The sequence below is a fragment of the Acinetobacter sp. SAAs474 genome (assembly GCF_032823475.1).
Classification (GTDB): Bacteria; Pseudomonadota; Gammaproteobacteria; order Pseudomonadales; family Moraxellaceae; genus Acinetobacter.
Map to the genome: position 1 here is coordinate 745,566 of NZ_CP127915.1, position 14,618 is coordinate 760,183.

Sequence of the window (14,618 nt, forward strand, 5' to 3'; positions counted from 1 at the left end):
TGTTTAATCATGAGTTTGTAAGTGTTTTACAATATAGCAATTTTCAATTTTTTGATTATTTTCACATCTATTTTTTAAATGATCTAATTGCTGTTTAAATGATGTTAGCGTGTGAATTTTATGCTCCAGATCTTGAGTATGTTTTGCTATTAATTCATTAATTTTATGACAATTTTGTTCAGGTGTTTCTAATTCTTTTAAAAGATAAATAATCTCCTTAACTGATAATCCTAAATGTCTACAATTCAGAATAAAATTTAATTGATATAGTGAATTTTCATCATAGTATCGATAGTGATTACTGGCTTTTATTTTGGGTAAGAGTAGTCCTTTTTTTTCATAAAATCTAATTGTATCAATGGTGGTATGCGCTTTTTTTGCCAGTTGAGAAATATTAATCAGCATATGCGTTCCTATTGACCTTGGTCTTAAACCATAGTTTTTAATCAATGTATTAGAAGGAGATTGATATGGAAAATTTACTAAAACATACTGCACTTTTAGATTATCAGCATAGTGTTATACAGGAGTTAATTCAGCAAAAACAATGGCAACAGCTTAATGATCAGCAAAAAATACAGATGATTTATAATTTTGTTCGTGATGATATTCAGTTTGGCTACAATTGTCGTGATGATATTCCAGCCTCGCAAGTTCTTCAAGATGGCTATGGTCAATGTAATACCAAGGCTACATTACTGATGGCGTTATTAAGAGCTGTTCATATCCCCACTAGATTACATGGTTTCACGATTGATAAAGCCTTGCAGAAAGGCGCTATTGATGGTTTATGGTATCAATTATCACCGGCCAATATTTTACATAGTTGGGTTGAAGTCTATATTCAGGGACAATGGTTTAATTTAGAAGGTGTTATTTTAGATCGTCCATATTTACAGCGTCTACAGTCGATAAATAAAGAGGTCAAAAATACTTTTTGTGGTTATGGTGTATATACTGAAAATTTTCAAAATCCCCCAATTGATTGGAATTTAAATCATACTTATATCCAAGATAAAGGTATCAATCAAGATTTTGGTTTATTTGATAGTCCTGATTTATTTTATCAACAGCACCAGCAACAACTGGGTTATTTTAAGAGATTGGTTTTTAAATATATTATCAGGCATCTGATGAATCAAAATGTCAATATGATTAGAGACGGTAAATCTTGTTAATCCATCGTTAATCATGATATTTCTTACTCGTTATAGATGATGCTGAGCTTGATCCATGATCTTTGTATATTGACTTAGGTCGTGTTTAAAAAAGCCTTTCTGATCTTTCATACCTCATGGATGATCTTGATCATGGAACAACCATAAATGAAGTGGTTGTTCAATAAAATCGCATTGAAAGAACTATGGCCATGAGATGGATTAATGTCTTAAGACAAATCAAATTGATGATCTAGATTCATTCAATCAGATAAAGACGCTTAAAAAATGTAGCTGGAGTAGTGATCAACATGATGAATAAGGAGAATTAATTTAAAAAAATATTTTTTTACAAATGTTAATAATTTATTTAAATATCAATGACATATATTTTTTTATTAGTCTAACTATGATCTAAAATCATGCTATGTGGTAATTTTGAGTAAATTAACAATGTGATTAATATCATTTTTTTTAATAATTATGTGATTTTATTTGAGTTATGGTGATATTTTTTTAATTAAAAATGCTGCTGTATAGAAGATAAATGGTTAATTAATACTTGATCTTTTTAGTATGAGTTAAAACTTAGTTATTGATTTTAAATGATTAATTAAAATTTTCACTATTCCAACTGTTTTGCTGCGTTTTATTTAAAAAAAAGATGGGGTATGCTTATAAACATAACAAGATGAATAGATTAATATTCACATCCAGAGAGAAAAATAATGACAATATATTATAATAATAGGTTAAATTTTTCATAGAAAAAACCGACATTTATGTCGGTTTTTTTTTTATGATTTTTTAGTTTGTGATCACCATCAATTGACTGATATTGACGATTGCAACAGTAATGATAAAAAAAGCCCAATTCAAGTGAGAATTGGGCTGAAAAAGGATGTTCTTGGGAGAGATACATCCAGAGGGTAACTGGTTTTAGTCAATTATATCAATAGTTAATCTTCTTATCGTTACTATATAACAAAAATAATAATATGTAAAAGTGATTATTTTTATCATATTGATTTGTTTTGACGATTAAATTAAAGCAATATCAAATCATATATTAGTGCTATCAATTGTGTATATCTCAGTTTTTATCCACAGCCTTCTTTTCTATTGGGGATAACTAGGAACAAAATATTGCAAATGATTTTAATGATGATCAGATCAATACTGTGCTCATCTATAGATGCCTGCGATAAAATATTATGTTAAATCTATATATGATTAAGATTAATTTTCAATGACTTAATAACATAAATGCTAATCGGTACACATGCTAACTTTTCAAGTATAACTAACGATTTTATGGTATAAAATATTATTTTTACAACATGATTTTCATGATTTATCCATGCCATTTATGCAATATATCTAGATCGAACATTCCCTGATGATGAGTTAGATTGATAGTTTTAACCACATTCCTCCCCAAGAATGTGGTTTTTTTTACTTTAGATAGATTGATCTATTATGTGATGAACATTGATATGAATCACCAACTACTGATCATGATTGTTTTGACTGTAAACACATTGTCCATAAATATATGTCGCATCAATATTTCGGTCATCTCCTAACATCATTAAGGCAAATAACGCATCCTCTAGATTTTTACTCTGTTGTTGTCGTAATTGCTGTAAGCGTGTTGCCGATAAGTTTAACACCACAAAATCTGCTTCTTTTCCAATGTTAAAATTCCCGAGTTTATCATCTAGATCCAATGCTTTCGCACCACCTAAGGTAGCGTGATACAGTGATTCAAATGCTGAAAGTTTATAGCCTTGTAATTGTTGTACTTTATAGGCTTCATTCAGTGTTTGTAGCTGACAAAATGAAGTTCCTGCACCAATATCTGTACCCAAACCGACTTTAACCTGCTTTTCCCAAGTTTTTTGCAGTGGAAATAGACCACTCCCTAAAAATAGATTGGATGTTGGACAAAAAGCAATGCTTGAATCAGTCTGATGCATACAATCCCATTCATGTTCATCTAAATGGACACAATGTGCAAAGATAGAGCGTGAACCTGTTAAACCATAGTGATGATAAACATCAAGATAGCCCTGCTGTTCGGGGAACAAGCTTTTAACCCAAGCAATTTCATTTTGATTTTCACTTAAATGCGTATGCAGATAAACATCTGGATATTCAGTTTTGAGTTGCTGTGCTTTTTGTAATTGTTCGGGTGTTGAGGTGGGTGCAAAGCGTGGTGTAATCGCATATAGATTACGCCCTTTATTATGCCATTGTTCAATTAATGTCTTAGAGTCATGATAAGCACTTTCAGCAGTATCACAGAGTTGTTCTGGCGCATGACGATCCATCATGACTTTACCTGCGATGATACGCATATGGTAATGCTGTGCAGCCTCAAATAAAGCATGTACCGATGTGGGATGTACGCTACAAAATACTAAAGCAGTTGTGGTGCCATGTTTAAGTAATTCTTCAATAAAAAATTGTGCAATTTTTTCTGCATAAATAGGATCTTCAAATTGCATTTCTGTTGGGAAAGTATAGGTATTTAACCATTCTAAAAGTTGCTCACCATAGGCCCCCATCATCTCGGTCTGTGGAAAGTGAATATGTGTGTCAATAAAGCCTGGAACAATCAACTGTTCTGGATAATGTTGTACAGTCGTGTGTGAATCCAGCAAAGCTTGTCCGTCAGACCAGATGCCGAACCACTTAATTTTACCATTTTCGGTGATCAATAAACCATCTTCGATATAGCGCACTTGATCATGAATGGCATCTGCTTGAGTTACTGTATTTTGAATATCGAGAAAACGACCACGAATTGCCGTTGTTGCAATGACAGGAGACATTTAAAACCTACGCTTTTTACTTTTTTCAATTGATTGTAACGTAAAATGATGTTTATCAGGCCACCAGATCAACATCAATAGCAATACAATGACAGATATTTACTTATGATTGATACTTTAATGCCATTAGATCATCAAAATAAACTCAGTCATATCCTATTAAATCATCCATATTTGACTGCGATTTTACAGCAATTGTATGAGATTGAACCTGATGCTTATATTGCTGCTGGTGTCATTCGTAATACAATTTGGGATTATTTACATGATCGTCAGTATGATTTAAACCATACTGAAGTTGATATTGTGTTTTATGATCCAGATGATGATGGTCGTCAACATCAAAAAATTGAAGATAAAATAACTAAAATATTTCCATCTATTCAATGGGATGTAACGAATCAAGCTTTAGTACATCAATGGTATCGTACTGAAGAAGGTGCATCGATCTCTGCATTGCAATCTTTAGCACATGCCATATCTTTATGGCCAGAAACAGCAACAGCAGTCGCAGTGCGTTTTAATCATCAAGGTAATATTGATTGTCTCGCTCCACTTGGTTTAGCAGATTTACTGCATTTAAAGCTTAGATGGAATCCTGCATTGGTTGCTTATTCAGTATTTTTACAACGCATTCAACAGAAAAAATTCTTGTCTCGATGGCCGAAATTAAGTTGTGTGGATATTTAGCAACCCACAATTGAGAGGTAAAACATATCATTTTAAAAATGCCAGTGATTTAATCCACTGGCATTGTGTTTGACAACATTAGGGTGAGTAAAATTTTATAATGTTGTTTCATGATGTTTTTTACTATGTTGAATCGACATCCATGCAGTAATGGCAAGTACAATCACAATAAAGCTAAGCGAAATCCAGATTGGCATATGGAACACATCTAACATTAACATCTTAAAGCCGATAAATAATAAAATAATACCTAGACCATAAGGTAAATAATGCATTTTAGATGCTGCACCAGAGAGTAAAAAGAACATGGCACGTAGGCCTAAAATTGCCATTAAATTTGCAGTTAATACAATAAATGGATCACTGGTGACTGCAAAAATTGCAGGAATAGAATCGACAGCAAAAATAACGTCTGATGCTTCAACCAAAATGAGGACTAAAAATAATGGTGTTGCCCATAGTACGCCATTTTGGCGGACAAAAAATTTGTTATCCTGCATCGTTGGCGTAATACGTAAATGTTTACGCAAAAACTTAAGAATAGCCATATCTTCAATATTGGGGTCCTCTTCTTGGCCTTTTAGAAATTTAAAGCCGGTATAGACGAGAAATGCACCGAAGATATACAGTACCCAAGAAAATTCTTGGACAAACCATGCACCAATAAAAATAAAGATACTACGTAAAATAATGGCACCGAGCACACCATATAAAAGGAGCTGGCGTTGTAAAGCAGGTGGAATCGCAAAAGCTGCAAAAATCATAAGCCAGACAAAGACATTATCAATCGCTAATGATTTTTCAAGCAGATAGCCTGCAAAGTATTCCATGACTTTGGTATTTGCTACAGCAATACCCGCAGTTTGTTGCAGATATAACCATAAACCACCACCAAAAAGTGCAGCAACAGAAACCCACGCAATGCTCCAAAATGCTGCTGTTTTGATTTTAACTTCTTGGCCTTGTTTTTGTTTAAAGCCTAAAAAGTCAATAATGAGCATGACTGCAACAATGCCAAAAAATGCAAGATACAGCCATAAGGTACCGATCGTTTCCATGTGTATTCCTCCACATCTGACGACCAATCATAAAAAAACCCTGATCAGTCGCTAGATGATATCAAACATCTATTACAACATGATCAAGGTCTTGCCTACATCTTGTGTTAAATAAGATGCTCAGATACCGACTTTTTGCAAAGTGTAATGACGATATACTGACGCGTTAAATAAGCTTTATCAGTTATTTAACGTTTGGAGGAGGCTACTCCCCTTGTTCAACTATTCTGTGTTTGGGTTTAATCCCAAAGTGAGCAGAATGATGACAGGTTTTTCATCAATATGCAAATCTAAATCAGCACGATTATGACTTTTGCGTGATGGAAAAATCGCTACGTTTGACGAGATAGAGTGCTAATAATGTACCTAAAAAAGCAATCATGCCCCCTACTATGCCAATATAGTTCAGCCCTAAATGTATGGTTACCATACCACCAATCAATGCACCACCTCCAATACCGACATTATATAGACCTGAAAAAATCGCCATGGCAACATCCGTTGCATCTGAAGCAAAATGAAGCGTTTTAGATTGAAGGGCTAAGCTAAAGCCAATAATGGCAATTCCCCAAAATACGCTTAAGATACTTAAAGTGAAAAAACTTATTGCAGCACTGAGTAACAATAGCATGGAGATTGCTAAACAACTGGTCATTAAAGGAATCAAAATTTGATCTAATTTTTTGGCAAACCGACCAAATAAGTAAGAGCCAATAAATCCAGCTCCCCCATAAATTAATAATAAGGTTGTGGTTTGTTGCGAACTCAGCGCGGCAATATCCAGTGCAAAAGGTTCAATATAACTATAGGCGGTGAATTGTGCGCTAATTATAATGACCACTAAAGCAAAGATCAGCATGAGACTTGGTCGTTTTACCAATATTTTTAAGCTACTTAGAGAGCCAGAATTGATACTGGGGAGGCGTGGTAATGTTTTTGATAAAATAAGACAAATGATGGTGGCACAAATTGCAATCAGACCAAAAGAATTTCTCCATCCATATTCATCGCCAATCATACGGCCTAATGGAATACCAAGTACCATAGCCAGTACTGTGCCTGTCGATAGCAATCCTAAAGCTTGAAATTCTTTTCCTTGCGGTGCAATTCGAACCACTAAAGAAGCCGTAATCGACCAAAATAAAGCATGTGCCATCGCAATACCAATACGACTCAGCAATAAAATCGAAAAGCTCCATGCCAGATAGGATAGAACATGACTTAAAATAAAGACAATAAAGAGTACAATTAACAGTAAACGTCGTTCAACATTTTTGGTTAATAGCATGATCGGTAGTGAAATAAGTGCCACGACCCATGCATATACTGTAATCATGATACCGACTTGAGTGACTGGCATTGCAAAGCTTTGACCAATATCGCTGAGTAAGGCAATCGGAATAAACTCAGTGGTATTAAAAATAAAGGCAGCAAAGGCAAGCGTAATCACGCCAATCCATTGCTTCGGAGTGGCGTGAGAGGGATGAGATGATGTAGAAGACATTGAACCAGAAGAGTAAATAATTTTATCAGATATTTTAAAGCAGTTATTTTATGATGTGATCAAAATCTAACAATTGAATTGTATCTTGATTTAAGTTGATGAGAGATGATTTAGTATGATCTTTTACAGATGAGATGATAGAACAACGATAATCCTGTAAATAGATAGATGATTTTTAAATGGAGTGAGTGTTGATTAAGATAGGATGACTGATGATCACTCAATCCATGAAATTTTGATCAGATCTATTTTATGGATTGAGTACCTCTATGATATTACTTTAATATTTTTTTCAATTTGGCACTTAAACCATGAAAAAAACGATGCTTGGCATTGGCTTTTTCACTGGTTAAAAAATTAATTTGAATAGACTGACGTTGCCCTTCAAATGGGATGTAACCATGCCAACCATTATCTGTGACTTTAAATGCAACTAATGATCCTGGTCCTGCATTAATTTCTGCAACATAATCATTGATATCATGTTGATTATTCAAAATACGTAAACGGCCTGTCGTATGATCCCATGATTCATTTAAATAAATTAAGATCGTGAGCAATTTACTTTTTGAATCACTATGAATACGGCCATCTTTTTGACGTGAATAACCACGTAATGTAATCATCATCGGATGATGCATGACATCAATTTGGAATTTGTCGGTTAAGATTTGACGAAATTCAGCTGTATCCAATGCTTTTAATAAATGATCAAAATTGGGTTTAATTTCTACATCATCTAAATTAAAGCTACCGCCATGTGTAATTTTTGGAAAATCCTGAATAACTGCTTGTACGGCATGATCGGCAATCGCATGATCGACTACAAAATAAGGATAAGGACTTTGTTGAACTTGAGCATCTTTTAAGGCATCAAGCCTTAGGATATCTGACATTTTTATGACTCATTGGTGTAGATTATTTTTAGAAACTATATCAATAAATGGCCGTGTTTTTCTACTGCTATTGATTTTTGTTATATTTAGTCCTATTTAATCAAGGTTTACAGATTTTATTAGCGCTATGTTAAAGGCATGCATATTATATGATTGTCATGCAGTGGGCTAAATGATATCACCTGCTGAATATTATGTTGCCATGATAAAAAGAAATCTATTGAGTGATCAATTATGCTATGTTTTAAGCGCATCATAGATTCAGTCAACTGTTAAAGTGATGATCAGGGCAATATCAGTTCAGCATTTCCCAACCAACAATAATTGAAAACAGGAGTGATTATGTCGACTAAATACCCAATACAACATGATGATGGTATATTTTGGATTGCAGAAGATCAACATAAATTAGCTGAAATCACCTATCGTTGGCACAACGATAAAACTATTATTGCAGATCATACTTGGGTTGATGATTGTTTACGTGGCCAAGGTGTTGCAGCGCAGTTGTTAGATGCTTTGGTTACATTTGCACGTCAACATCAACTCAAAATCATTGCCGAATGTAGCTATGTACAGGTCATGTTTCAGCGTGACCAACGTTTAGCGGATGTAATCGCTTCAGCTTAATGAATGATATGATCCTGAAAGTGACCATAAATTATTGCACTTTCAGGATATTGAACAAGATTTATAGGGTTGATGTCGTTAAAGCCTGAATTAGTTTTTGATGTAATCCACCAAATCCACCATTAGACATAATCACAATAACATCGCCTTCACTCGCTTGACTCACCACGGTATTAATGATGTTGTCTAAAGATTGGCAAATGATGGCTTGATTGGTGGCAGCCGCAATAACAGGATGTAAATCCCAATCTAAACCTTCCGGTTGATACCAAATCACTTGATCCGCGAGACGTGCTGAATGAGCCAAATTATCTTTATGGCTTCCCATACGCATGGTATTTGAACGTGGTTCAATAATCGCCCAGAGTTTACGTTGACCAAAACGTTTACGAGCGCCTTCAAGTGTAGTTTCAATCGCTGTGGGATGATGTGCAAAATCATCATAGATCTCAATACCACGTATGTTCGCAAGTAATTCCATACGGCGTTTAACCCCAGCAAAATTTGATAATGCTTGACAGGCTGTTTCAATACTAACACCGACATGTTCAGCGGCAGCAATCGTGGCCAAAGCATTGGCAACAGAATGTTGCCCTGTCATATTCCACTGTACTTCACCTTTAACAATACCATGTTGCAATACTTTGAAATGGCGACCATCTGCTGTTAACTGTTCGGCATAAAGTGCACTATGTTCATTTGCATTTAATGATGTACGTACAACAGGCGTCCAACATCCCATTGCTAAAACTTCATCGATATGTTTTTCAGTAATTGGCGCAATAATGCGCCCTTCACTTGGAATTGTTCTGACTAAATGATGAAACTGTTTTTGAATTGCTGCTAGATCATCAAAGATATCGGCATGATCAAATTCAAGATTATTTAGAATTGCAGTTTTAGGATGATAGTGAACAAATTTAGAGCGCTTATCAAAGAAAGCAGAATCATATTCATCAGCTTCTACACAAAAATATTTTCCAGCCCCTAAACGTGCACTTTCACTAAAACCAAGAGGTACGCCACCGATTAAAAAGCCGGGATTGAGTCCTGCTTGATCGAGTACCCATGCTAGCATGGTGGTGGTGGTGGTTTTACCGTGTGTTCCTGCAACACCTAAAACATGTTTGCCCTGTAAGACATGATCTGCCAAAAACTGAGGGCCTGACACGTATGCTAAACCTTCATTAAGCATATATTCTATGGCATCAATCCCACGTTTCATGGCATTACCCACAATTACTAAATCAGGATGTGGCTGTAAATGACTGCGGTCATAACCTTGCATTAAGGTAATGCCTGCTTGTTCGAGTTGAGTTGACATTGGTGGATAAACGTTCTGGTCTGACCCTGTCACTTTATGACCTAAGTCGCGTGCTAATAATGCTAAAGACCCCATAAAGGTGCCACAGATACCTAAAATATGCAGGTGCATACGTTGAACTCCACTTCTTCTTGTGACATATCCCCCCAGTGTTAGGGAGATCGCATGATTTATTCAATTCAAAAGTAACGATAGCAAGGGTCTTGAGGAAAAGATAGTTTTTCTTGTATTTATTCTTGGCTTTTATCTTTGCTGAATCATAAAATACTAAAATGTAATTTTTTGATATAAATATGTATTTAAAACAAACCAATACGTAGAATAATTTAAATTATCTCCCTACTGAGGTTTATCATGCTACTGCCTTTAGCCTTATTGATTATCGCCAATTGTTTTATGACACTGGCATGGTATGGGCATCTTAAATTTTTACATGATGCACCAATGTGGCAAGCGATTTTATTTGGTTGGATTATTGCACTATTTGAGTATAGTTTGATGATTCCAGCAACCCGGATGTTGGCACAACAAGGTTGGGGCCTGGGCCATATGAAAATCACGCAAGAAGTTTTGACTTTAGTGGTTTTTGTTCCCTTTATGATTTTACTCTTTAAACAACCTTTTAAATTGGATTACCTGTGGGCAGGTTTATGTTTATTGGGCTGTGTATATTTTGTTTTTCGTAGTCAATAATCAATGAAATGATTCGACTTCTGGCATGATTTATTCAGAATTGAATTAAAAAATCATAAAAATCGCTGCTCAGAGAGATTGCATAATTTTATTGAGATGAAAAATCAGTCTATAATATGGGGCTCTTATTAAAGCTTGGCTCTCGTCGAGATTTATTTCTCTTACTTTAATCTCTGGAAACATTGCAATGAATGCGGCCGCTTCTCAAGACACTCCTCTCGTTGGAATTATCATGGGCTCTCAATCCGATTGGGCTACGCTCGAACACACTGCCAATATGCTTAAACAGCTTGGCGTCCCTTTTGAAGCTGAGGTTGTATCTGCACATCGTACTCCAGATCGATTGTTTGAATATGCAGAAATGGCACGAGATCGCGGTATTCAGGTGATTATTGCCGGCGCAGGCGGTGCTGCACATTTACCGGGTATGTGTGCCGCTAAAACAGATTTACCTGTACTTGGCGTACCAGTCAAATCATCTATCTTAAATGGTGTTGACTCATTGTTGTCTATTGTACAAATGCCAGCCGGTATTGCTGTTGGTACATTGGCGATTGGTCCTGCTGGAGCGACCAATGCCGCGATTATGGCCGCACAAATTTTAGGTCTTACACGTCCTGAAATTGCACAAAATGTGGCAGCATTTCGCCGTGAACAAACTGAAAAAGTAGCCAGTAAAAATATTCCGGGTCAAGCTTAAATACGGGACATATGTTATGAATAAAACCATCGGTATTTTTGGTGGTGGTCAACTTGGTCGTATGATGGCGCAAGCTGCATTGCCACTCAATATTCAATGTACATTTTTTGAAGCCAATACAGATTGCCCTTCAGCAGCATTGGGACCAGTGATTTCGAGTCAAGCTGCAGATGGCTTGGCACAATTTATCACCAGTGCAGATGTATTTAGTCTTGAGTTTGAAAATACGCCGCTTACAGACGTCGATATTTTAACTGAAAATAAAGTACTTCATCCTCCTCGTTTAGCTTTAGCAACAGCTCAAAACCGTTTACAGGAAAAAGCATTATTTGATGCACTCGATATTCCGGTTGCACCTTATAAGGCTGTAGATTCATTGCATAGTCTAGAAAGTGCAGTCGCTGAGTTGGGCTTACCTATTGTACTTAAAACAGCCACTGGTGGTTATGATGGCAAAGGGCAGTTTGTTTTACGTGAGCATCATCAAATCGCACAAGCATGGGCAGAATTAGGTCCGGCAGGTACTTTAATTGCTGAAAGCTTTGTGGAGTTTTCTCGTGAAGTCTCAATTATTGCTGTACGTGGACAAGACGGTGATGTAAAAACTTGGCCATTGGCTGAAAACCATCATCATCATGGTATTTTGTCACACTCTATCGTTCCTGCGCCCAATAGTGCTGATTTACAACCGATTGCTCAAGATTATATTACACGTCTACTTAACCATTTAAATTATGTGGGAGTGCTGACACTTGAGCTTTTTGTAACAGAACAGGGTTTATATGCCAATGAAATGGCACCACGTGTTCATAATTCTGGACACTGGTCAATTGAAGGCTCAATTTGCTCTCAATTTGAAAATCATATTCGCGCTGTTGCAGGCTTGCCATTAGGTGCCACAGATCTGGTCCGACCAACGGTAATGATTAATATTATTGGTCAATATCCAAAGTCTGAAGAAGTGTTGGCTTTAGCTGGTGTACATTTGCATCTTTATAATAAGACCGAGCGTGAAGGACGCAAGATTGGTCATATTACTTTAATGCCAAATGATCATCGTGAACTCACCACTTTATGTCGTCAACTGGCAAAAATTTTACCAAATCCGTTGGCATTAACTGAAGATATCACCATTTAACTCAAATTTTGCGTAATAAAAAAGCGCTCATGTGAATGAGCGCTTTTTTTATGTTAAAAGTTCAGGCATGATGGCGCCCCCAATGAAAAATACACAATAAAAATCAGCTTTAGATCAGCATTGATGATGATTTTGCGTGAGGTCTGATGTGATTGATCTAAAAATAAAATAATATTTAGCGAGAGAGAATTTTTGAATTTAAAATATTTATTTTGAATTCAAACTGGTCTATGGAATGAATTCAAAGTCGATTCGTTTGAATTTAAATTTATATGTTTTTGCAAATTATGAATTCAAAATAATTTTAAATGAATTTAATTTGCGCTTTTTATTGAAATTATGCTGTTATTTGGGGGTGATATGTGGATAAGTTTGAGGTTTTTGTGTGGAAAGTTTGAATTTAAAATTGTTTTTTTAAATTCAAATGTGTGATTTAGGTTAGATGTTTTAAATTTAAATACATTAAATAAATTTAAATTGCAGATTTCTTTTATTTTCTACGCCAGATAATGCTATGGTTTATCTATAATTTAAATTCAAAATATTTTAGGTTATCTATGCGTAATTTAGCTTTGGTGTGTTTCTCTTCTTTGTTGGTATTTTCTCAGACACATGCAGAACTGATTATTAATCAGCAAGTGGCGTCAACAACGACACCGATTAATATGTCGCAAGCTTCTGATGTCGATAGCAGCAAATACATACGTTTTCAGACATGTTTAGCTAATCTGCGTAGTCAAGCGATTGCTGCGGGGGTATCTGCTGAAACATATTCACGCTATACACAGCAATTAACACCTGATTATTCAGTCATAGAAAAATTAAACTATCAGCCAGAGTTTTCTACACCGATTTGGGATTATCTTTCTGGATTGGTTGATGATGAGCGAGTTCAAGTTGGACAGCAGAAAATACAACAATATCAGGATCTATTAAATCGTGTTGCAATGACCTACGGTGTTCCTGTTGAGACGATTGTTGCTGTATGGGGGGTGGAAAGTAATTTTGGTGATATTTCTGGTAAATATCCTTTATTACAAGCTTTGGGAACTTTAAGTTGTGAAGGACGTCGCCAAGCGTATTTTCGTGGCGAATTTTTTGCAGCAATGCGTATTTTACAGCGTGGTGATGTAACCGAAGAGCAGTTGAAAGGTTCTTGGGCCGGTGCATTTGGTCATACCCAATTTATGCCTTCTACTTATGAAGAGCTTGCAGTTGACTTTGATGGTGACGGTCGTCGTGACTTGGTCTCAAGTACTGCTGATGCCTTGGCCTCTACAGCAAACTTTTTAAAGAAAAGAGGATGGCAAACTGGACAACCCTGGGGATTTGAAGTGCAATTACCTAAAGGAATGTCGATTGATGGTGAAGGGCGTCGTAATAAGAAAGCATTATCGAATTGGATTGCACGTGGTGTTACACGTATAGATGGTTCACCTTTAATTCAAGGTAATTTATCTCAAACAACACCTGCCGGACTCATGGCACCAGCAGGTATTAACGGACCTGTATTTTTAGTATTTAAAAATTTTGATGCTATTTATAGTTATAATGCAGCAGAAAGTTATGCGTTGGCCATTGCGCATTTATCAGATCGTTTGCAGGGTAAAGGTACTTTTGTCGCTACTTGGCCAACAGATGATGCGGGAACGTCACGTGCTGAACGTCGAGAAATCCAACAATTATTACTCAATCGTGGTTACGATATTGGGACTGTAGATGGATTGATTGGTGATAAAACGCGTCAGGCGATTCAGCGAGAACAAATTCGTTTGGGTTTAGTGCCGAATGCACGTGCTGGACAGAAAATTCTACAGGCTTTGCGCCAAGATCATGCCCGATCTTTAATGCAATAAATTTGATTAAGTCTAACATTAGATATCAAGCAGATATTGAATCTGCTTGATATTTTTGAATTCACTGTACTGTTTGTTGCGATATAAATGATTTTGAATCTCAAGCTATATTCAATATCATAAAAAGCATGGAGC

The 14,618-nt window shown here is 35.8% G+C and carries 13 protein-coding genes; 7 read left to right on the forward strand and 6 right to left on the reverse strand.

All coding sequences use genetic code 11. From position 1 onward, the window contains the following. Nucleotides 1–3: 3 nt before the first annotated feature. Nucleotides 4–405: a MerR family transcriptional regulator gene (locus QSG86_RS04510; RefSeq protein ID WP_317030395.1), complete on the reverse strand. Its 402-nt coding sequence runs from the start codon at nucleotides 403–405 to the stop codon at nucleotides 4–6. Between the two features lie 65 nt (nucleotides 406–470). On the opposite strand from QSG86_RS04510, the gene QSG86_RS04515 reads away from it, so the two are divergent. Next, nucleotides 471–1,178 carry a transglutaminase-like domain-containing protein gene (locus tag QSG86_RS04515; RefSeq protein WP_317030396.1) on the forward strand — a complete coding sequence of 236 codons (708 nt, stop codon included), beginning with the start codon at nucleotides 471–473 and terminating at the stop codon, nucleotides 1,176–1,178. Nucleotides 1,179–2,665: 1,487 nt separating this feature from the next. Here QSG86_RS04515 and guaD read toward each other — a convergent pair. After that, entirely contained in the window at nucleotides 2,666–3,994 is a 1,329-nt protein-coding gene (gene guaD, locus QSG86_RS04520) for a guanine deaminase (RefSeq protein WP_317030397.1), read from the reverse strand. A 105-nt stretch (nucleotides 3,995–4,099) separates the two neighbouring features. Here guaD and QSG86_RS04525 point away from each other — a divergent pair, with 105 nt between their 5' ends. Beyond that, complete coding sequence (locus QSG86_RS04525) at nucleotides 4,100–4,684, forward strand: nucleotidyltransferase family protein (RefSeq protein ID WP_317030398.1); 585 nt, start codon at nucleotides 4,100–4,102, stop codon at nucleotides 4,682–4,684. A 95-nt stretch (nucleotides 4,685–4,779) separates the two neighbouring features. On the opposite strand, the gene QSG86_RS04530 is transcribed toward QSG86_RS04525, so the two are convergent. The 3 genes from QSG86_RS04530 to QSG86_RS04540 form a co-directional block, all read right to left on the reverse strand. Then, nucleotides 4,780–5,742 (reverse strand): TerC family protein, encoded by a 963-nt coding sequence (locus QSG86_RS04530; protein ID WP_317030399.1) that lies wholly within the window; start codon nucleotides 5,740–5,742, stop codon nucleotides 4,780–4,782. A 304-nt stretch (nucleotides 5,743–6,046) separates the two neighbouring features. Next, on the reverse strand, nucleotides 6,047–7,246 hold the full coding sequence (locus QSG86_RS04535; RefSeq protein WP_317030400.1) for a sugar transporter: 1,200 nt from the start codon (nucleotides 7,244–7,246) through the stop codon (nucleotides 6,047–6,049). A gap of 275 nt (nucleotides 7,247–7,521) precedes the next feature. Beyond that, nucleotides 7,522–8,142 carry a 2OG-Fe(II) oxygenase gene (locus tag QSG86_RS04540; RefSeq protein WP_317030401.1) on the reverse strand — a complete coding sequence of 207 codons (621 nt, stop codon included), beginning with the start codon at nucleotides 8,140–8,142 and terminating at the stop codon, nucleotides 7,522–7,524. Between the two features lie 342 nt (nucleotides 8,143–8,484). Here QSG86_RS04540 and QSG86_RS04545 point away from each other — a divergent pair, with 342 nt between their 5' ends. Next, complete coding sequence (locus QSG86_RS04545; RefSeq protein WP_317030402.1) at nucleotides 8,485–8,772, forward strand: GNAT family N-acetyltransferase; 288 nt, start codon at nucleotides 8,485–8,487, stop codon at nucleotides 8,770–8,772. Between the two features lie 61 nt (nucleotides 8,773–8,833). Here QSG86_RS04545 and mpl read toward each other — a convergent pair whose 3' ends face one another. After that, entirely contained in the window at nucleotides 8,834–10,207 is a 1,374-nt protein-coding gene (gene mpl, locus QSG86_RS04550) for a UDP-N-acetylmuramate:L-alanyl-gamma-D-glutamyl-meso-diaminopimelate ligase (protein WP_317030403.1), read from the reverse strand. A 243-nt stretch (nucleotides 10,208–10,450) separates the two neighbouring features. On the opposite strand from mpl, the gene QSG86_RS04555 reads away from it, so the two are divergent. From QSG86_RS04555 to QSG86_RS04570, 4 genes are all read left to right on the forward strand, one after another. Then, nucleotides 10,451–10,789 carry a DMT family protein gene (locus QSG86_RS04555; protein ID WP_317030404.1) on the forward strand — a complete coding sequence of 113 codons (339 nt, stop codon included), beginning with the start codon at nucleotides 10,451–10,453 and terminating at the stop codon, nucleotides 10,787–10,789. A 187-nt stretch (nucleotides 10,790–10,976) separates the two neighbouring features. Next, entirely contained in the window at nucleotides 10,977–11,489 is a 513-nt protein-coding gene (gene purE / locus QSG86_RS04560) for a 5-(carboxyamino)imidazole ribonucleotide mutase (RefSeq protein WP_317030405.1), read from the forward strand. A gap of 16 nt (nucleotides 11,490–11,505) precedes the next feature. Further along, complete coding sequence (locus QSG86_RS04565) at nucleotides 11,506–12,627, forward strand: 5-(carboxyamino)imidazole ribonucleotide synthase (protein ID WP_317030406.1); 1,122 nt, start codon at nucleotides 11,506–11,508, stop codon at nucleotides 12,625–12,627. Between the two features lie 557 nt (nucleotides 12,628–13,184). Further along, nucleotides 13,185–14,483, forward strand: coding sequence for a lytic murein transglycosylase (locus tag QSG86_RS04570; protein ID WP_317030407.1), 1,299 nt, complete (start codon nucleotides 13,185–13,187; stop codon nucleotides 14,481–14,483). Nucleotides 14,484–14,618 lie beyond the last annotated feature (135 nt).